Source organism: Stenotrophomonas sp. STEN240, from assembly GCF_056756175.1.
The window spans coordinates 173,357-192,344 of record NZ_JBRRBO010000002.1; the positions used below are offsets into that span (position 1 = coordinate 173,357).

General features: G+C 64.2%; 15 protein-coding genes. 11 read left to right on the plus strand and 4 right to left on the minus strand.

Annotated features, from left to right (window positions below; translation table 11 throughout):
* Positions 1-24: 24 nt before the first annotated feature.
* Positions 25-1,413, minus strand: coding sequence for an FAD-binding oxidoreductase (locus ACVOKO_RS01885; protein WP_346496726.1), 1,389 nt, complete (start codon positions 1,411-1,413; stop codon positions 25-27).
* Positions 1,414-1,616: 203 nt separating this feature from the next.
* Here ACVOKO_RS01885 and serA point away from each other — a divergent pair, with 203 nt between their 5' ends.
* Positions 1,617-2,858, plus strand: coding sequence for a phosphoglycerate dehydrogenase (gene serA, locus ACVOKO_RS01890; RefSeq protein WP_346496728.1), 1,242 nt, complete (start codon positions 1,617-1,619; stop codon positions 2,856-2,858).
* Between the two features lie 425 nt (positions 2,859-3,283).
* On the opposite strand, the gene ACVOKO_RS01895 is transcribed toward serA, so the two are convergent.
* Entirely contained in the window at positions 3,284-3,829 is a 546-nt protein-coding gene (locus tag ACVOKO_RS01895) for an NUDIX hydrolase (RefSeq protein WP_346496730.1), read from the minus strand.
* A 188-nt stretch (positions 3,830-4,017) separates the two neighbouring features.
* On the opposite strand from ACVOKO_RS01895, the gene ACVOKO_RS01900 reads away from it, so the two are divergent.
* From ACVOKO_RS01900 to ACVOKO_RS01925, 6 genes are all read left to right on the plus strand, one after another.
* Positions 4,018-5,493, plus strand: a complete 1,476-nt coding sequence (locus tag ACVOKO_RS01900; RefSeq protein WP_346496732.1) for an amino acid permease — start codon at positions 4,018-4,020, stop codon at positions 5,491-5,493.
* Between the two features lie 78 nt (positions 5,494-5,571).
* On the plus strand, positions 5,572-7,017 hold the full coding sequence (locus ACVOKO_RS01905) for an amino acid permease (RefSeq protein WP_057628653.1): 1,446 nt from the start codon (positions 5,572-5,574) through the stop codon (positions 7,015-7,017).
* Between the two features lie 276 nt (positions 7,018-7,293).
* A complete protein-coding gene (locus ACVOKO_RS01910) occupies positions 7,294-7,941 on the plus strand; it encodes a methylthioribulose 1-phosphate dehydratase (protein WP_346496734.1) in 648 nt (215 codons plus the stop codon).
* 24 nt (positions 7,942-7,965) lie between these two features.
* The gene (locus tag ACVOKO_RS01915; RefSeq protein ID WP_346496736.1) at positions 7,966-8,520 is read left to right on the plus strand and encodes a 1,2-dihydroxy-3-keto-5-methylthiopentene dioxygenase; all 555 of its coding nucleotides are present in this window, start codon (positions 7,966-7,968) and stop codon (positions 8,518-8,520) included.
* 157 nt (positions 8,521-8,677) lie between these two features.
* Entirely contained in the window at positions 8,678-9,376 is a 699-nt protein-coding gene (mtnC, locus tag ACVOKO_RS01920; protein ID WP_346496738.1) for an acireductone synthase, read from the plus strand.
* Between the two features lie 207 nt (positions 9,377-9,583).
* Complete coding sequence (locus ACVOKO_RS01925) at positions 9,584-10,093, plus strand: MgtC/SapB family protein (protein WP_346496740.1); 510 nt, start codon at positions 9,584-9,586, stop codon at positions 10,091-10,093.
* 252 nt (positions 10,094-10,345) lie between these two features.
* On the opposite strand, the gene ACVOKO_RS01930 is transcribed toward ACVOKO_RS01925, so the two are convergent.
* Both ACVOKO_RS01930 and ACVOKO_RS01935 read right to left on the minus strand, forming a co-directional pair.
* Positions 10,346-11,512: a metallophosphoesterase gene (locus ACVOKO_RS01930; RefSeq protein WP_346496742.1), complete on the minus strand. Its 1,167-nt coding sequence runs from the start codon at positions 11,510-11,512 to the stop codon at positions 10,346-10,348.
* Between the two features lie 410 nt (positions 11,513-11,922).
* A complete protein-coding gene (locus tag ACVOKO_RS01935) occupies positions 11,923-13,740 on the minus strand; it encodes a DUF885 domain-containing protein (protein ID WP_346496744.1) in 1,818 nt (605 codons plus the stop codon).
* Positions 13,741-13,958: 218 nt separating this feature from the next.
* On the opposite strand from ACVOKO_RS01935, the gene ACVOKO_RS01940 reads away from it, so the two are divergent.
* The 4 genes from ACVOKO_RS01940 (at position 13,959) to ACVOKO_RS01955 (ending at position 18,929) form a co-directional block, all read left to right on the plus strand.
* Positions 13,959-15,230 carry an amino acid permease gene (locus tag ACVOKO_RS01940; protein ID WP_346496746.1) on the plus strand — a complete coding sequence of 424 codons (1,272 nt, stop codon included), beginning with the start codon at positions 13,959-13,961 and terminating at the stop codon, positions 15,228-15,230.
* 341 nt (positions 15,231-15,571) lie between these two features.
* Positions 15,572-15,841, plus strand: a complete 270-nt coding sequence (locus tag ACVOKO_RS01945; RefSeq protein WP_346496748.1) for a flagellar biosynthetic protein FliQ — start codon at positions 15,572-15,574, stop codon at positions 15,839-15,841.
* A gap of 4 nt (positions 15,842-15,845) precedes the next feature.
* A complete protein-coding gene (gene fliR, locus ACVOKO_RS01950) occupies positions 15,846-16,637 on the plus strand; it encodes a flagellar biosynthetic protein FliR (protein WP_057628667.1) in 792 nt (263 codons plus the stop codon).
* 171 nt (positions 16,638-16,808) lie between these two features.
* A complete protein-coding gene (locus ACVOKO_RS01955; RefSeq protein WP_346496750.1) occupies positions 16,809-18,929 on the plus strand; it encodes a putative bifunctional diguanylate cyclase/phosphodiesterase in 2,121 nt (706 codons plus the stop codon).
* Positions 18,930-18,988: the final 59 nt, after the last annotated feature.

The following is an 18,988-nucleotide window of genomic DNA, read 5'->3' on the forward strand; positions in this document are numbered from 1 at the left end:
GGCGCCGACGGATCGGCTGTTCGATCAGGGATCGAACAGCTTGCCCGGGTTCAACAACCAGTTCGGATCGAAGGCGCGCTTGACGCCGCGCATCAGTGCCACTTCAGCGTCGCTGCGGGTGCTGGCCAGGTAAGCCTTCTTGACCAGGCCAATACCGTGCTCGGCCGAGATGCTGCCGTCAAAGCGGTGCAACACCTGCGCCAGCAGCTTGGTCACGTGCTCGCATTGACTGAGGAATTCAGCATCGCTGCTGTCATCGGGCTTGAGCACGTTGATGTGCAGGTTGCCATCGCCGATGTGCCCGAACCAGACCACTTCGAAGTGGGGATAGGCACCATTGATCAGCGCCTGGGTTTCAGCCAGGAAGGCCGGCATCGCCGAAATACGCACCGAGACATCGTTCTTGTACGGTTTGTAACGCGCCACCGATTCGGTGATGCCTTCGCGCAACCGCCACAGCTGCTGGGCCTGTGCCTCGCTGGTGCTGATCACCCCATCCAGCACCCAGCCCTGCTCCATGCAGTATTCAAACGCCGCCAGCGCAGCGGCTTCGCCGGCCTCATCGGCGGAGGCGTATTCGGTTACCACGTAATACGGGTGAATCTCGTCAAACGGATACTGCGCGCCGTGCGCGGTGACGTGCTTGACCGCCAGATCGGTGAAGAACTCAAAGGCTTCCAGCTGCAGGCGCTCGCGGAACGCCGAGAACACCTGCATCAGCACCTCGAAGGACGGCAGTGCCAGCACCATCACATTGGTACTCGGCGGTGGATCGGTGAGCTTCAACGTGGCCTCGACCACGATGCCCAACGTGCCCTCCGAGCCGATCATCAGCTGGCGGAAGTCGTAGCCGCTGGAATTCTTTATCAAGCCCTTGTTGAGCTCCAGCAACTCGCCGTTGCCGGCAACCACCTTGAGCCCGGCAATCCATTCGCGGGTATTGCCGTAACGGATCACGCGGATGCCGCCGGCATTGGTGGCGATATTGCCGCCGATCGAACAGGAACCGCGCGCTGCGAAATCCACCGGATAGATCAAGCCGTGTTCCTTGGCGCTGTTGTGCACCGCTTCCAGCGGCATGCCGGCCTGCACCGTCAGGGTGCGGTCCACCGCATCAAACCCCAGCGGCTTGTTCATGCGCTCCAGGCTGAGCACCAGTTCGCCGTTGGCAGCGACGGCGCCACCGGACAGGCCGGTACGGCCACCGGACGGCACCACTGCCACCTTGTGCGCATTGGCCCAGCGCACCACGGCCTGCACCTCTTCGACGCTACCCGGCAAGGCAATGGCCAGCGGCGCCGGCGTCCAGCGCCGGGTCCAATCGCGCCCGTAGTGTTCCAGATCACCGGCGTCGGTCTTCAAACGCAGGTCGGGGCAGGACTGCAGCAGGGATTCCAGGCGCGGATCGGTCATGACGGTGCTTCGGCGGCGTGAAAGCCGCCAAGCGTGACAGCCCCATCGCGTGCCGTCCAGTCACCTTGCCCGCACTTCGCCGCCGACCTGGATTTCATCTGAAACCTTTTGCCATCAAGGCTTTGCCGCGTTGCGCAGCGCACAAAAGCCGGCCTGCTTCTGGCATAGTTGGCGGCCTACCCCTCTACGCCGCCGTTCACGACATGTCGCCCAAGAAGACCTCGTTTCCGAAGCAGGACATCCGCGTTTTGTTGCTTGAGGGGGTCAGCCAGACCGCCGTGGACGTCTTCAAGGCGGCCGGTTACTCGCAGATCGAGCTGTACAGCAAGTCGCTGCCCGAGGACGAACTGAAGGCGCGCATCGCCGAAGCCCATATCGTCGGCATCCGCTCGCGTACCCATCTCAGCGCCGAAGTGCTGGCCCACGCAAAGCGGCTGATCGCGGTCGGCTGCTTCTGCATCGGCACCAACCAGGTGGATCTGGAAGCGGCCGAACTGGCCGGCATTCCGGTATTCAACGCGCCCTACTCCAATACCCGCTCGGTCGCCGAGCTGGTGATTGCCGAGGCGATCATGCTGACCCGTGGCATTCCGCAGAAGAACGCAGAATGCCACCGCGGTGGCTGGTCCAAGTCGGCCGCCGGCAGCCACGAAGTGCGCGGCAAGACCTTGGGCATCATCGGCTACGGCCATATCGGCACCCAGGTTGGCGTGCTGGCCGAGGCCCTGGGCATGCACGTGATCTTCCACGACATCGAAACCAAGCTGTCGCTGGGTAATGCCCACCCGGCAATCAGCCTGGACGACCTGCTGTCGCGTTCGGACGTGGTCACCCTGCATGTGCCGGAGAATGGTTCTACGCAGTGGATGATCGGTGCCGAGCAGCTGGGCAGGATGAAGAAGGGTGCGCACCTGATCAATGCAGCGCGCGGCACGGTGGTCGATATCGCCGCACTGGATGCAGCACTGGGCTCTGGCCATCTCGGCGGCGCTGCGGTGGACGTGTTCCCGGTCGAGCCCAAGGGCAATGGCGACCTGTTCGAATCCCCGCTTACCGCGCATGACAATGTGATCCTGACCCCGCACGTCGGCGGCTCCACGCTGGAAGCGCAGGAAAACATCGGCGTGGAAGTGGCGGCCAAGCTGGTGCGCTACAGCGACAACGGCTCGACCCTGTCGGCCGTCAATTTCCCGGAAGTAACGTTGCCGGAGCACGAGCAGAGCCTGCGCCTGCTGCACATCCACCGCAACGTACCGGGTGTGCTGTCCAAGATCAACGAGATCTTCTCGCGCCACAACCTCAACATCGATGGCCAGTTCCTGCGCACCGACCCCAAGGTTGGCTACGTGGTGATCGACATCAGTGCCACCGAGGAACAGGCCGCCGCCATCCGCGAAGAACTGGCCGTAATCCAGGGCACCCTGCGCACCCGCATCCTGTACTGACGCAGCCGCGTAGTGCCGAGCCATGCTCGGCAGAAGCTTTCCCAGCAAAGCAAAAACCACAGCATCGCTACGCTCTGAAAGCTGCCCTCACTCCAACCCCTCTCCCGCATGCGGGAGAGGGGCTAGATCAATGCGGGCTGCGACGCCTGTAGTGCCGAGCCATGCTCCGCCAAAGCTCTCCCAGTAAAGCAAAAACCACAGCATCGCTACGCTCCAAAAAGCCGCCCTCACCCCAACCCCTCTCCCGCATGCGGGAGAGGGGCTAGATCAATGCGGCTGCGACGCCTGTAGTGCCGAGCCATGCTCGGCAGAAGCTTTCCCGGCAACGCTCCAGCCGAGCATGGCTCGGCTCCACCAATCTGCTTTCCCGGCAATCAATGTGTCTTGCCGGCAATGTCCCAGTGCAACATCGCTGCACGTCGCATCTATCTCTGCAACCAGCGGTTTGCCATGCGTCGCATGGACTCATCTTGGTCGCCGGCGATCTCAGCCACCGGCCGCCAGGCCAGTTCCAGCGATTCCTCGCTGACCACAAACGCCTCGTTGCCGCCAGCAACAACCACATAGCGCACGTCATAGTGCCAATGGCCTGGCACCTCCTTGCGCTCGGGGATCCAGTGGCGGTCCAGGTCGAAGATGTCTGCAGACGCCAGCGTCAGCCCCGGCAGTCCCGATTCTTCCTCGGCCTCGCGCAGCGCCACCGCAGCAAGGTCGTGGTCGCCGTCGGCGTGCCCGCCCAGCTGCAGCCAACGCTGCAGTTTGCGATGGTGGGTGAGCAGCGCGCGCTGACCGTCGGCGCTGACCAGCCAGGCGCTGCCGGTGAAATGACCGGCCAGGCGCTGGCGGGTGAACGGATCCACCCCACCCTCGTCAAGCAGCGCCAGGAACGCCTGCGCCAGCTCTGCATGCTCCCGATGCCGCTGGGAATAGTCCTCAAATGCCCGACGCAACTGTAGATCTTCTCCAAGCATGACTGTAAGCACATCCCATTCTTTCAAGCAGGCGGCCATTATCGCTGTCGATGTTGCAGTTGCGCTTGTCGAGTTTCGCTACCTTTGGCAAGGTAGAGTGGTTGCCGACCGTTCAGCTTGCGTCGCCAGACAACCGGCCCCGTCGCGCCAGCGCGTTCGGGCCAACACACAGCTCGGGAAATTGCGGAATGCTTAAAGCACTGTTGAGGGTCAAGCCGGTCGAACCGGCCGCACATGTCGATGCAGGTGAGCCTGTCGAAGGCAGCCTGCAAGGCGAAGCCACACTCAAACGCACCCTCACCGCCAAGCACCTGATCCTGCTCGGCATCGGCGCAGTCATCGGTGCCGGCATCTTCGTCCTTACCGGGCAGGCAGCAGCCAACCACGCCGGCCCGGCAGTGATGCTGTCCTTCGTCTTTGCCGGCATCGCCTGCGCGCTGGCCGGCCTGTGTTACGCCGAGTTCGCGGCGATGATGCCGGTCTCCGGCAGTGCCTACTCCTATTCCTACGCCACCCTGGGCGAAGGCATGGCCTGGTTCATCGGCTGGTGCCTGGTACTGGAATACCTGTTCGCCTCGGCCTCGGTCGCGGTCGGCTGGTCGGCCTACCTGATCAGCTTCATCACCACCACGCTGCACATGCCCTTCCCGGACGCCTTGTCGGCGGCACCGCTGGCCTGGACCGGCAGCGAGTTCGTCAATTCAGGCAAGCTGTTCAACCTGCCTGCGGTGCTGATCGTGGCCGCCATCACCGGCCTGCTGTATGTCGGCGTGACCCAGTCCACCTTGGTCAATGCCGTCATCGTGGCGATCAAGGTCATCGTGATCTGCCTGTTTGTCGGCTTTGGCGTCCAGTACATCGACCCGGCAAACTGGCACCCGTTCATCCCCGAAAACACCGGCACCTTCGGCGAGTTCGGCTGGAGTGGCGTATTCCGCGCCGCCACCATCGTGTTCTTCGCCTATATCGGCTTCGATGCGGTATCCACCGCTGCCGGCGAAACCAAGGACCCGCAGAAGAACATGCCGATCGGCCTGCTCGGCTCACTGGCCATCTGCACCATCGTCTACATCGTCGTCTGCGCGGTGCTGACCGGCATGCTGCCGTACAACCTGCTGGGCACCGACAAGCCAGTGGCTACCGCGCTGGAAGCCTATCCGACCCTGTCCTGGCTCAAGACCGCAGTCGAGATCGGTGCCATTGCCGGCCTGTCCTCGGTGGTGTTGGTGATGATGATGGGCCAGTCGCGCATCGCCTACACCATCTCCCGTGACGGCCTGCTGCCGAAGATGTTCGGCAAGGTCCACCCGCGTTTCCGCACCCCTTACGTCAGCACGGTGGTAGTCGGCGTGCTGGCCGCCCTGCTGGCCGGGCTGGTGCCGCTGAACGTGCTCGGTGAGCTGGTGTCGATGGGCACCCTGCTGGCCTTTGCCACCGTCTGCATCGGCGTGCTGGTGCTGCGCCGGACCAAGCCCGACATCGTGCGCCCGTTCAAGGTGCCGGCCGCGTGGCTGATCTGTCCGCTGGGCGCGCTGGCCTGCCTGGCGCTGTTCATGCAGGCCTTCGTCGTGCATTGGCACCTGTTCGTCGGCTGGACCGTGCTGGGCCTGTTCATCTATTTCGGCTACGGCATCCGCAACAGCAAGCTCAACAAGAGCGCCTGACCAACACCTCGACCGGCGCCCCGCGCGCCGGTTTTCTTTTGCGCGCCCGGCGCGCACCGACGAGCGAAGACCCGAAACATGTTCAAGCAACTCTGGGCCACCAAACACCCGCACGCCGCGCACCAGGAGGCCAATGGTTTGAGCCTGCGGCGCACCCTCGGCCCGTGGGGGCTGACCGCACTGGGCATTGGTGCGGTCATCGGCGGCGGCATCTTCGTCATCACCGGCCAGGCGGCGGCCAACCACGCCGGCCCGGCAATCATGCTGTCCTTCGTGCTGGCAGCCATCTGCTGCGCCTTCTGTGCCCTGGCCTATGCCGAATTCGCCTCGATGGTGCCGGTGTCCGGCAGCGCCTACACCTATACCTACGCCACCTTCGGTGAGCTCTCGGCCTGGTTCATCGGCTGGATGCTAGTGCTGGAATACGGCGTTTCGGCCTCGGCCGTGGCAGTCAGCTGGACCGGTTACTTCCTGAGTTTCCTCAACCACTTCGACATCCATCTGCCCGCCGCGCTGGTCAACGCGCCGCTGGATGCGCAGCTCAAGCCGACCGGCGCGATCGCCAACCTGCCGGCCGCGATCCTGGTGCTGCTGCTGACCTGGCTGTGCTACGTGGGCATCAGCAAGTCCTCGGCGATGAACATGGCCATGGTCGTACTCAAGACCGGCCTGATCATCCTGGTGATCATTGCCGGCTGGAAATACGTGGACACCAGCAACTGGACTCCGTTCATCCCGGCCAACGAAGGCCCGGGCAAGTACGGCTTCGAAGGCGTATTGCGTGGCGCGGCGATGGTGTTCTTCGCCTATATCGGCTTTGAAGCGGTGTCGGTTGCCGCACAGGAATCGCACCGCCCTCAGCGCGACCTGCCGATCGGCATGTTGTTGTCGCTGGTGATCTGCACCGTGCTCTACATCGCCATGGCTGCGGTCATGACCGGCCTGGTGCCGTACCAGCTGCTGGGCACGGCCGAGCCGGTGGTCACTGCAGTTGCCGCGCATCCGCAACTGGATTGGCTACGCATCATTGTCGAGATCGGCGCGCTGATCGGCCTGGCCTCGGTGGTGCTGGTAATGGTGATCGGCCAGCCGCGCATCTTCATGATCATGGGCCGCGATGGCCTGCTGCCGCCGGTATTCACCAAGATCCACCCCAAGTACCGCACCCCGCACATCAATACCGTCATCACCGGTATCGGCATCGCGCTGCTGGCGGCCTTGTTCCCGCTGGATATCCTCGGCGAGCTGACTTCGATGGGCACGCTGATCGCTTTTGCCGCGGTCTGCGCCGGCGTACTGGTGCTGCGCCGCACCCAGCCCGACCTGCCGCGCCCGTTCCGTATTCCGATGGCCTGGTTGATCTGCAGCCTGGGCGTGCTCAGCTGCATCGCGCTGCTGACCGCAATGACCCTGCACAACTGGATGCTGATGGGCGTGTGGACGGCCACTGGCTTCATCATCTATTTCCTGTACGGCGTGCGCCACAGCAAGCTGAACGCGGAAAACAAGGCCAAGAACGGCTGAGCCGCCGGACAGAAGCCAAGCTGAAGCCCGGGCCTTGTCCCGGGCTTTCTTTTTGCAGATCGTTGGCCGAACCGCCTCGCCCTGTAGCCCGGGTAAGCGAACGCGCACCCGGGGCCTTTCGCATGCATCCTGACTTAAGGCTCCCGGGTGCGCTGCGCTTACCCGGGCTACAACGGCGCCGCGCCGGGGTACCGACGACACCCATATTCCGCACTGGCATCAGTTCCATCCGGATGCGTGCATGAACCTGCAACTGTTCTTAGTAGAATGGGCGCCATGAACGCGCCTACTGTCCCCTACGACGCCCAGCGGCTGAGCGAACTGGCCCAGCTGCTGATCGACAACATCCGCGAGCTGGCCCACGCCGGCTGGACACCTGCCACCAGCAGCAATTTCTCGCACCGCCTGGATGATCGGCACGCGGCCATCACCGTGTCCGGCAAGGACAAGGGGCGGCTGATCGAAAGCGACATCATGGTGGTGGATTTCGACGGCAAGGCCGTGGGCCGGCCGCTGCGCCCGTCAGCCGAAACCCTGCTGCACACCCAGCTGTACGCCCGTTTCCCGGAAGTCGGCTGCGTGCTGCATACCCACTCGCCAGTGCAGACCATTGCCTCGCGCCTGTACGGCAGCGACGGCCATATCCGCCTGGAAGGCTACGAGCTGCTCAAGGCCCTGCACGGCAACGCCACCCACGAAACCGCCGTGGACCTGAAGGTATTCCCCAACACACAGGACATGGATGTGTTGGCCGCCCAGGTCGAGGCCGAACTCGACAAGGGGCCGATGTGGGGTTATCTGATTGATGGCCACGGCCTGTACGCCTGGGGCCGCGACATGGCCGAAGCCCGTCGCCACCTGGAAGCCTTCGAGTTCCTGCTGCATTGTGAGCTGGAGCTACGCCGCCTGCGCGGCAACGCCTGACCCCCTTTCCACGTCGAGTCCCCCATGAGCCGACTGCGCATTTTCAATGAAACCGCCCCTGACGCGCCGCTGTTCGACAGCCGCGACGGCGAGGTCATCGCTGCTGAACTGAACAAGATCGGCGTCACCTTCGAACGCTGGCAAGCCAAGCACCCGGTCACGCCCGGCGCCAGCCAGGACGAAGTGTTCGCCGCCTACCGCGAAGACATCGACCGCCTGGTCGCCGCGCACGGCTTCAAGAGCGTGGACGTGGCCTCGATTGCCCCGGACAACCCGGCCCGCGCTGAGATCCGCAAGAAGTTCCTCGACGAGCATTACCACAAGGAAGACGAAGTACGTTTCTTCGTCGCCGGCTCGGGCCTGTTCACCCTGCACGTGGATGACAAGGTCTACGAAGTGGAGTGCGTGAAGGACGACCTGATCGCCGTACCGGACAGCGTCAAGCATTGGTTCGACATGGGTGAGGAACCGAGCTTCGCCGCCATCCGCTTCTTCACCGAGCCGGACGGCTGGGTCGGCCACTTCACCGGCACCGACATCGCCCAGCGCTTCCCGCGCTACCAGCCCAGCGCGGCATAAGCCGAGCTGAGCCCGCTTTTGCCCGGAGCCTCCGCTCTGCTTAAGCCCCTCTCCCGCTTGCGGGAGAGGGGTTGGGGTGAGGGCAGCTCCTGACTCTTGCCCCATACCCTCGCCAACCAAGCATTCGTGCCGAAAAGCACCGTGCAGGAAGACCAGCATGACCATCAACGCCATCCTCACCGACATCGAGGGCACCACCTCCAGCATCTCCTTCGTCAAGGAAGTGCTGTTCCCCTACGCCCGCAAGGCCTTACCCGGCTTCGTCCAGGCCCACGGCCAGGAACCGCAGGTGCGCCAATGGCTGGATGCAGTGGCCACCGAAATCGCCGCCAGCGCCTGCCAGGACGAGGTCATCGTTGAAACCCTGCAAGGCTGGATAGACCAGGACCGCAAGCACACCGCGCTCAAGGCGCTGCAGGGCATGATCTGGGATACCGGCTACCGCAATGGCGACTACGCCGCACACATGTACCCGGAAGTAGCCGATGTGCTGCGCGGCTGGCACGCGCGTGGCCTGCCGCTGTACGTGTACTCCTCCGGCTCGGTGCCGGCGCAGAAGCTGTTCTTTGGTTTCAGCAACGCGGGCGACCTCAATAGCCTGTTCTCGGGCAACTTCGACACTGAAGTCGGCGGCAAGCGCGAAGCGGCAAGCTATGCGCACATCGCCAAGGCCATCAACACCGCGCCGGGCGAGATCCTTTTCCTGTCCGACATTGTTGAAGAACTGGATGCCGCCCGCGATGCCGGGCTGCAGACCGTTCTGGTGGACCGCCTCGACGACTACCCGCAGCCGCGCACCGGCGAAGCCACGCACGGTCATCCCCGGGTCGAGCGCTTCGATCAGATCACCCTCTGATCGCCCCAGCCGCATACCGCAAGACGGCCCCTGATGGGGCCGTTTTCGTTTCAGCTGCCGGCGGCGGGTTGCCAGCAAAGCAGCTGCTGGTTTCACGCCAAACCCACTCCGCCATCACCGGCGGTAAAGCTTCCGCAACGCAGGATCATCGAGCCGCCCACAAGGACACCTGGCGCGCGATCAACCCAGCAACGGAGACCTCATCGCATGAGCATCACCGCAGAGATCGGCCAGGCGCTGGCCGCCGAGTTCAGCCTTCCCGACGTCCGCACATTGACCGTCATCGTCTCACGGCTGACCACGGCCATCGTGCTGGGCGGCCTGCTGGGGCTTGAGCGTGAGCGCAAGGGGCGCGCGGCCGGACTGAAAACCCACATCCTGGTCTCGGTAGGTTCGGCGCTGTTCGTGCTTGCGCCCTTGCAGATGGGTATCTCCGGCGCCGACGTTACCCGCGTGATGCAAGGCATCGTCTCCGGCATCGGTTTTCTGGGTGCTGGCGCCATCCTCAAGCTCGATGCCGAGGAGCGCATCCAGGGCCTGACCACCGCCGCCGGCATCTGGATGACCGCCGCCATCGGCATGGCTGCCGGCATGGGCATGGAAATGGTGGCCTTCATCACCACGATTGCCGCACTGGCCGTGGTCAGCACGCTGCCGAAGCTGATGCCGGACAAGCGCAGGAACATGGATGGCAGCCAGACCGATCTCGACACCTGATCGGCCTGGGTTACCGCAATACTGGCAACTTGAACATGTGCAGCACCCAGCAGGATCCAACCTCAGAGCAGCAAAATCGATTTCTCTTGTGGGAGCGGCATAAGTCGCGAAGCACACACATTTTCAGATGACATAGCTGCCAAGGCTCTGAACAATGCCAGCTTCGCGGTTTACACCGCTCCCACAAACAGATGCCGAGCTGGCGCATCCCCTGCTTCGCAACCGGGCGTTCTACGGCAACACCGACCTTCGCTATTCCGTTTGCTTGGCCGGGCTGCGCAGCACCAGCACATCGATGCTGGAACGCACACCCAGGCGCGCGGTGAAACCGTCCCATTGGCCCACGCCACTGCTGACGAACAACACCATCTCGCGCACCCGGTACTCGCCACGTACATAGCCGTGATTGAAAGGTGCTACCACCCAACGATCAAACCCGAGCATGTGCCCGCCATGGGTATGGCCGGAAATCTGCAGATCGATCGCACCAGTCGCAGCGGCCGCGCGTGCCTGCTTGGGCTGGTGGGCCAGCAGCACATGCACTTCGCCGCCCCTGCCGCCATCCACCACTGCCTGCATGTCCGGCGCCAGGCCACCGTGCATGTACGAGCTAGGCTTCAGCGCCGCCAGGTCACCAATGCCCGAAACCGCCAGCCTGCGGCCGTTGATGGTCAACAGCGCGGTCTGGTTCTCCAGCACACCCAGCCCCATCTGGCGGAAATGCGCCATCCACGCGCTGTAGTCGTAGTAATACTCGTGGTTGCCCGGCGCCAACCAGACACCGTAAGGGGCCTTGAGCTGCGCCAGCGGCGCGGCGAAACGGCCGCTGTCCTCCAGGCCACCGTCAGCCATGTCACCGGGCAGCACGATCATGTCGGGCTTGGCCGCCAGGGTGGCATCGACGATGCGCTGGGTACGCCAGGTGCGCTTTACCGGGCTGATATGCAGGTCGGCCAACACCGCTACGCGCAGTCCGTCCATCTCCTTGGGCAGGTTGGGAAGGACCAGGTCGCGCTCGTGCACCTGCGGCGGCTTGAGACCGTTATAGATGCCAAGTGTGGCAAGCAGCACGATCACCGTCGCCGCGCCATGGTTGAAGCCGGTGCCGTGCCAAAGCGCGGCCAAGCGCGAGCTGCGCGGCAGCAGGCGTGACAACAGCCAGCCGGCCTCGCGCAGCAGCACGAACACCAGCACCAGCATGAACATCACCAGCACCCAACCGAATACCAGTTGGATCCAGGCTTCGACCGTGTAGCTGAAGACATCCATCCGCCACAGCGTGGCGAAGCACAGCCCGAGCAGGGCCAAGCCGACGGTGATGCCGGTACGCCAGCGACGTTGGCGCTTGGACAGAGGGTTGACCGGCCACCAGAACAGAATGACGAGCAGCGGCAGGATCAGCGATACGAATAGAGTCATCGGCTATAGCAGCAGCGGCGCGCAGAACAGCCGCGATCACGCCGCAAACAGGTTTGAAGGGGATCGCGCACTGTGCCACGGCTACATGGCAAATCGCGCGGTTATGGCTGGAACACTACGTACGACCGAGCGTTGAATGTAGAGCCGAGCCATGCTCGGCTGGAGCTTGCCAAGCAATGCTGGGGCGGCTTGGGCTTCCCCGGCAATGCTGGGAAAGCCCTTGCCGAGCATGGCTCGGCAATACGCTCCTGCTCCCTCCCTTTGGCCAACGGCCAAGGGGAGGGTTGGGGAGGGGTTAGCCTTTTGCGGTAATGCCCCTTGCCGAGCATGGCTCGGCACTACAGTTGGGGCTTTGCTGGTGAAGCCCTTGCCGAGCATGGCTCGGCACTACCGGTAACCGGCGTTGCCGGTTACTTGGACTTTTCGGCGATCCAGGCGTTGAGCTTCTCGTCCAGCACGTCCAGCGGCACCGAGCCGTCCTTCAGCACTTCGGCATGGAACTCACGGATGTCGAACTTGGCGCCCAGCTTGTCCTGCGCGCGCTTGCGCAGTTCCTGGATCTTCAGCTCGCCGGTCTTGTAGGCCAGCGCCTGGCCCGGCCAGGCGATGTAACGCTCGGCTTCTGCAATGGCATCGGGCTCGCTCACCGAGGAGTTGGCGAACATGTAATCCAGCACCTGCTGGCGGGTCCAGTTCTTGGAATGCAGGCCGGTATCCACCACCAGGCGCACCGCGCGCCACAGCTCACCCTGCAGGCGGCCGAAGTAGCTGTACGGGTCGGTGTAGACGCCCAGGTCCTTGCCCAGGCTTTCGGCATACAGGCCCCAACCTTCGATGAAGGCGGTTTCGCCGCCGAAGCGACGGAACGCCGGAACGCCGCTCAATTCCTGCTGCAGGGCCAGCTGGAAGTGGTGGCCCGGAATGGCTTCGTGCAGGAACAGGTCTTCCGCGTCCCAGGTCTTGCGCGTCGGCAAGTCATAGGTGTTCACGTAGAAGATGCCCGGGCGGCTGCCGTCTTCGCTGGGCTGCATGTATTCGCCGCCGGCGGCCGACTTGGCGCGGAAGGCCTCGATCGGGCGGATCTCGAAGCCCGCCTTCGGGGTCAGCGAGAACAGTTTGGGCACATTGGCGTTGATCTTGGCCTCAAGACCACGGTAATGCTCCAGCAGTTCCGGCTCGGACTTGAACTCAAACTGCTTGTCGTTCTGCATGAACTTGAAGAAGTCCTGCAGCGAGCCCTTGAAGCCCACCTCGGCCATCACCTTCTGGATTTCGCCGTGGATACGCTCCACTTCCTTCAGGCCGATCTCGTGGATCTGCTCCGGCGTCTGCGCGGTGGTGGTGCTCTGCTTGGCGTTGAAGGCGTACCACGCCTTGCCGTCCGGCAGTGAATCCAGGCCCACCGTGTCGCGCGTGGCCGGCAGATAATCGTTGGCAATGAAATCACGCTGCTGCTTGATCGCCGGCATCAGCTTGTCGTTGATCACGCTGCGGAACGCCTCGGTCAGGCGGTCCTTGTCGGCCTGCGCGAAATCGGCCGGCAGCAGCTTGATCGGGCCCCAGAACTGGCTGTCCTCGGCCTTGGCGGTGAGGATCTCGTCGAACTGCGGCACCACTTTTTCCATCAGCACGCGCGGCTGCACCACACCGGCCTTCATGCCTTCACGCATGTTGGCGTTTTCGGTTTCCAGCAGCACCGGGATGCGCGCGGCACGTGCCAGCCAGTTGTCGTAGTCCTTGACCGTCTTGAACGGCTGCGCCACCTGGCCCGAACCCAGCATCACCGCATAGCTGACGGTGGAGCCCATCTGGTTGACCGGCATCATCCAGGTCGGGAATTTCTCACCTTCCAGCGACTGCTTCTGCTCTTCAACGAAGATGCGGTAGCTGAGCAGGTCCTGCCCGGCCAGGCCGGCATCGCCGAGCTTCTCGGCCTTGCCCAGCCATTCCTGGGTGAAGTCATGGCTCTGCTTGCGGAACTCGGCCGAGCCGAAATCCGGCAGCTGGTCGTTGTAGCGGTTGTCGCCCTGGAAGGTGGCCTGCAGCGGGTTCAGCTTGAGCACGCCCTCCCAATAGTCGGCATACAGCTGGTTCAGCTGCGCGGCCTTGTCGGCCTGCGGCGCCTGGGCGCTGCTGTCAGCGGCCGCAGGCTGCGAGGTCGGAGAACAGGCGGCCAACAGGGTGGCCAGGGAGAACGAGACGGCAAGCGCCAACGGTCGGACGGTCATCAGGGGTTTCCAACAAGGGGAACAAGGCCGCCAGCGTCAGCGCAACTGTCATTTGCCGGAAGGGCCAAAGGTCATTGCCGGGCAACCGACATCGCAGCCGGGGCCGCAAACCGTCATAATCGCCTCCCTGATGCGGCCGTCACCGGCGGCCGTCACCCGTATTCACGCTCGCCCGGGCCCGCTTATGCCCGGAGTGAGCCTTTGCCGTTGCTGTATTTATGACTACTTCGCGTCGCCCGCTGGGCTTCTGGTCCGCCACCGCCCTGGTTGTGGGCAGCATGATCGGCTCGGGCACCTTCCTGTTGCCCGCCACCCTCGCCCCCTATGGAGCGGCAACCCTGATCGGCTGGGGCATCACCCTGTGTGGCGCGCTGCTGCTGGCCATCACCTTTGCCCAGCTGGCAAAACGCTGGCCGCAGACTGGCGGCCCCTACGTGTTTGCGCGCAATGCCTTCGGCGAACTGCCGGGGTTCCTGGTGGCCTGGAGCTACTGGATCTCGATGTGGTGTGCCATCGCCGCCATTGCGGTGGCCTTCGCCGGCAGCATCGGCGCCATTTTCCCGGAACTCACCGCCACCCCGGTGCGCGCGGCCACCTGCGGCCTGGTCGCGCTGTGGGCCTGCGCCGGCGTCAATCTGATCGGCATGCGCGAGGCCGGCCGCCTGCAGCTGCTGACCACGGTATTGAAAGTGGTGCCGCTGCTGATGTTCGGCCTGGTCGCGCTGTGGCTGGTGGATACCAGCCACTACGTGCCCTTCAATCCCTCCGGCCAGTCACTGGGCAGCGTGGCCGCTGCCACCGTGGCACTGACCCTGTGGGCCATGATCGGCCTGGAGGCGGCTACCGTGCCGGCCGACTCGGTTGACGATGCGCCGCGCACCATTGCCCGCGCCACCGTCACCGGTACGCTGATCGCCGGCATCGCCACCGTGCTGGCCTGCACCACCGTGCTCGGCCTGCTGCCGGCCGATGTGCTGGCCAAGTCCGGCGCGCCGATGGCCGATGCCGCCGCCGCGCTGTGGGGCCCGACCGCCGGCATGCTGCTGGCGGTGGTGATGGCCATCTCCTGCGTTGGCGCACTCAATGGCTGGACCCTGCTGTCGGCGCAGCTGCCGATGGCGGCCGCCCGCGATGGCGTGCTGCCGCGTGCTTTCGCATATGAAAACAAGCGCGGCACGCCGGTATTCGGGGTGATCGTCAGCTGCCTGCTGGCCACCGTGCTGGTGATCTGCAACTACAACCGTTCGCTGGTGGATCTGTTCAAGTTCTCGGTGCTGCTGTCCACCGCCGCCACCCTGCTACCCTACCTGGCCGGCGCCGCTGCCTGGTTGTGGCGCGGCACCGGCATTCCCTCACGCATCGCCGCCGCAGGTGCGTTGGCCTTCAGTCTGTATGCCATCGCCGGCATCGGCAGCGAGGCCTTGCTGTGGGGCGTGGCGCTGATCGTGGCCGGTTTGCCGATCTACTTCTGGCTGCGCCATCGGCGTTGACCGGGCTGGTGCCGGGCCATGCTCGGCAGGGGCTTTACCGGTAAGGCCCCCAGCCAAGCATGGCTCGGCTCTACGCAGTCAAAAGCTACCCCTCCCCAGCCCTCCCCTTCGCTGCGCGAAAGGGAGGGGGCAAAACGGTAGTGCCGAGCCATGCTCGGCAGGGGCTTTGCCGGTAAGGCTTCAGCCGAGCATGGCTCGGCTCTACGCAGTCAAAAGCTACCCCTCCCCAACCCTCCCCTTCGCTGCGCGAAAGGGAGGGGGCAAAATCGATCACCCTCCGCCAATTGCACCCGCCGGAAATCCGGCGCGCAGTCTGGCACCGCTCTTGCATCTATCCGGGCATGAGTCCCGAACTTGCCCTCACCGAACTGCGCGGCGGCCTTGTCGCCACGCTGTGGATCGCCGGCCCGCTGCTACTGATCGTGCTGGTCGTCGGCGTGGTGATAGGCATCATCCAGGCCGCCACCCAGCTGAATGAGCCGACCATCGCCTTCGTCGCAAAAGCCGCAGCCCTTACCGCGGCGCTGTTCGCGCTGGGCAGCCTTCTGCTCGGCCATCTGGTCGAGTTCACCATCTTGTTGTTCCAGCGCATTCCCCACCTGATCGGCTAGCGGCATGGACTCGGTCACGCAGACGGTCATCGACGGCCAACAGGCATTTGCCATCATCGGCAATACCCTGTGGATCATGCTGCGCATCGGCGCGATGCTGATGGCCATGCCGATGCTGGGCACACGCGCGGTGCCAGCGCGGGTGCGCGCAATGCTGGCCATCGCCCTGTCCGTGGCGCTGGCGCCGGTATTGCCGCCGGTACCAATCTTCAACGGCTTCGACTCGGCTACCGTGCTCAGCATCCTGCGCGAGGTAGCGGTCGGGGTCAGCATCGGTTTCCTGCTGCGGTTGATCTTCGAAGCCGGCGCGATGGCCGGTGAAATGATCGCGCAAAGTACCGGCCTGGCGTTTGCGCAGATGGCCGACCCGATGCGCGGTGGCAGCTCCGGTGTGATCGGGCAATGGTTCTACCTGATGTTCGGCCTGTTGTTTTTCACCAGCAACGGCCATCTGGCACTGATCTCGCTGCTGGTGGACAGCTACAAGGCGCTGCCGATCGGAACTGCCCTGCCCGATCCGCACGCGGTGGCGGCATTGGCGCCCACGTTGGCTCTGCAGATCTTCCGTGGCGCGCTGTCGCTGGCACTGCCGCTGGTGGTGGCGATGCTGGCGATCAACCTGGCTTTCGGCGTGCTGGCCCGCGCCGCGCCGGCGCTCAATCCGATGCAGCTGGGTCTGCCGGTGGCACTGCTGTTGGGGCTGTCCCTGCTTACCCTGTTGTCAGGGGAAATGGGCGCGCCCGTGCAGCGTTTGTTCGACACCGCCTTTGATACGGCGCGACAGGTGACAATGTGACGTTGCGCTCAGCTCAAGGTTTTTGATTTGGTATTGCCTGACCCCCCTATTGCCGGTTCCTCTATACCGGTGGATAGTCCGGGTACAGGCGGGCGCCGCAGGGGAATGCGGAACCGAGTACGGCATCTCGCTGCCGCAACCGCGGCACGACAATCTTAGGGAGAGGGTTTGATGCTCGTTGGCAGCTACAACCCGTTGTTTGTCGTGTTGTCCATCCTGGTTGCCATTCTTGCCTCGTTCACGGCATTGGACATGGCTTCACGGGTATCGGCCTCGCAACCACGGCGCATTGCCGCCCGTTGGCTGCTGGCCGGCGGCGTGGCAATGGGTGCGGGCATCTGGTCAATGCACTTTGTCGGCATGCTTGCCTTCCGTTTGCCGATCCCCTTGGGCTACGACCTGTGGCTGACCCTGGAATCGCTGCTGGTCGCAGTGGCCGCCTCGATCTTTGCCCTGTGGCTGGTGTCCCGGCCCACCCTGCCGCATCTGCGGCTGGCACTGGGCGCCTTGTTGATGGGTCTGGGCATAGCCTGGATGCATTACGTCGGCATGTCGGCGCTGAAGATGTCGCCGGAAATCGACTACGACCCGATCTGGTTTGCGCTGTCCATCATCATTGCGGTGGGCGCCTCCTGGAGTGCGCTGTATATCGCCTTCCGTCTGCGCACCGTCGAACACGCCCTGCCACCTCGGCTGATTGCCGCGCTGGTGATGGGCCTGGCCATCGTCGGCATGCATTACACCGGCATGGCCGCAGCTCGGTTCCCGGCCAATGCAGTCTGCACGGCCGCCATTGGCGGTGGTGTTCCCACTGAATGGCTGGCTGCCTGCGTGGTGCTGCTGACCGTTGGCGTGATGGCGGTGGTTTTGACCATCTCCCTGTTCGAACAACGCATGCAGGCGCGGCTGCTGCACCTGCGCAACTCGATGCTGTCGGCCTCGCTGGACGATGCCCGCAAGGAGCTGTTCCACGCCAGCCAGCACGATTCACTGACCCGCCTCCCCAATCGCCAGCTCTCGCATGAACGCATAGAGCAGATGCTGCAGGACGGGCAGGCCATCACGGTGATGTCGATCGACCTGGACGGCTTTCGCCATATCAATGGCACCTTCGGTTCGCAAACCGGCGATGCGGCCCTGGTCGAAATAAGCGAGCGCCTGCGCCAGTTGCTGCCGACCGAGGACCTGGTAGGCCGCCTCGGCGGGGACCAGTTCGTCATCGCCAGCACCTTGGTGCAGCCCGAGGAAGTCGATGCCCAGGCCGAGCGCATCATCCTGGCGGTCAACTCGGTGCGGGCCGGCGGTCGCGACCTGCGCATCACTGCCAGCCTGGGCGTTGCCCAGTTCCCGCAACATGGCAGCAACGCCGCACAACTGATCGCCATGGCCGAAACCGCCATGGCCTACTCCAAGCAATCCGGCCGCAACAGCCATGCGCTGTTTGCCGACTGGATGAACGACAACGTCGAACAGGACCGGCGCCTGCTCGAGGACCTGCGCAAAGCCCTGGGCAGCGCGCAGTTGTCGCTGCACTACCAGCCGCGGGTGCACGCCAACAGCGGCCGCATCAGCGGCGCCGAGGCACTGATCCGCTGGCGTCACCCCGAGCACGGCTATATCCCGGCCGAGCGCATCATCCGCCTCACCGAGCAAAGCGAGCTGATGGATGCCATCAGCAACTGGGTGCTGGATGAAGCCTGCCGGCAGGTACGCAGCTGGCAGGATGCCGGCAACAGCGACTGGCGCGTCTCGGTGAACCTGTCCGGCCGCCAGTTGGGCTCGCCCAAACTGCTGCAGGACATACGTGCCGCGCTGGAGCGCAATGAACTGGACCCCTCACGACTGATACTGGAAATCAGCGAAACCGCAGTGATGCGCGACGCTGAAAGCACCATTGCAGTGCTGCGCAGCGTCGCGGGGCTGGGGGTGGGCATTTCGATCGACGATTTTGGCACCGGCGTCTCCAGCCTGCTGCACCTCAAGCGCCTGCCCGCCACCGAGATCAAGATCGGCCGTGCCTTCGTACTGGCGCTGGAGGACAGCGACGAGGACGTGGTGATTGTCTCGGCCATCGTCGCACTGGGCCATGCCTTGAATCTGCAGGTGGTTGCCAAGGGCATCGAGACCCAGGGGCAACGCTCCTACGTGGAACGCCTGGGCTGTGACCACCTGCAGGGCTACCTGCTGGGCCGCGCGGTCAGCGCCGAGAACTTCATGCGCCTGCATGGCGGCGACGCCCAGCTTGCCGCGATGGAGGCCCGGCTGGCCTCGTTCCAGGCCAGCCCCGAATAGGCCCTGTAGTGCCGAGCCATGCTCGGCAAGGGGCTTTACCGGTAAGGCCTCTGCCGAGC

Bases quoted from the DNA above. Each gene is read 5' to 3' on its own strand.
- ACVOKO_RS01885 (WP_346496726.1), bottom strand. From the start codon at position 1,413: ATGACCGATCCGCGCCTGGAATCCCTGCTGCAGTCCTGCCCCGACCTG.
- serA (WP_346496728.1), top strand. From the start codon at position 1,617: ATGTCGCCCAAGAAGACCTCGTTTCCGAAGCAGGACATCCGCGTTTTG.
- ACVOKO_RS01895 (WP_346496730.1), bottom strand. From the start codon at position 3,829: ATGCTTGGAGAAGATCTACAGTTGCGTCGGGCATTTGAGGACTATTCC.
- ACVOKO_RS01900 (WP_346496732.1), top strand. From the start codon at position 4,018: ATGCTTAAAGCACTGTTGAGGGTCAAGCCGGTCGAACCGGCCGCACAT.
- ACVOKO_RS01905 (WP_057628653.1), top strand. From the start codon at position 5,572: ATGTTCAAGCAACTCTGGGCCACCAAACACCCGCACGCCGCGCACCAG.
- ACVOKO_RS01910 (WP_346496734.1), top strand. From the start codon at position 7,294: ATGAACGCGCCTACTGTCCCCTACGACGCCCAGCGGCTGAGCGAACTG.
- ACVOKO_RS01915 (WP_346496736.1), top strand. From the start codon at position 7,966: ATGAGCCGACTGCGCATTTTCAATGAAACCGCCCCTGACGCGCCGCTG.
- mtnC (WP_346496738.1), top strand. From the start codon at position 8,678: ATGACCATCAACGCCATCCTCACCGACATCGAGGGCACCACCTCCAGC.
- ACVOKO_RS01925 (WP_346496740.1), top strand. From the start codon at position 9,584: ATGAGCATCACCGCAGAGATCGGCCAGGCGCTGGCCGCCGAGTTCAGC.
- ACVOKO_RS01930 (WP_346496742.1), bottom strand. From the start codon at position 11,512: ATGACTCTATTCGTATCGCTGATCCTGCCGCTGCTCGTCATTCTGTTC.
- ACVOKO_RS01935 (WP_346496744.1), bottom strand. From the start codon at position 13,740: ATGACCGTCCGACCGTTGGCGCTTGCCGTCTCGTTCTCCCTGGCCACC.
- ACVOKO_RS01940 (WP_346496746.1), top strand. From the start codon at position 13,959: ATGACTACTTCGCGTCGCCCGCTGGGCTTCTGGTCCGCCACCGCCCTG.
- ACVOKO_RS01945 (WP_346496748.1), top strand. From the start codon at position 15,572: ATGAGTCCCGAACTTGCCCTCACCGAACTGCGCGGCGGCCTTGTCGCC.
- fliR (WP_057628667.1), top strand. From the start codon at position 15,846: ATGGACTCGGTCACGCAGACGGTCATCGACGGCCAACAGGCATTTGCC.
- ACVOKO_RS01955 (WP_346496750.1), top strand. From the start codon at position 16,809: ATGCTCGTTGGCAGCTACAACCCGTTGTTTGTCGTGTTGTCCATCCTG.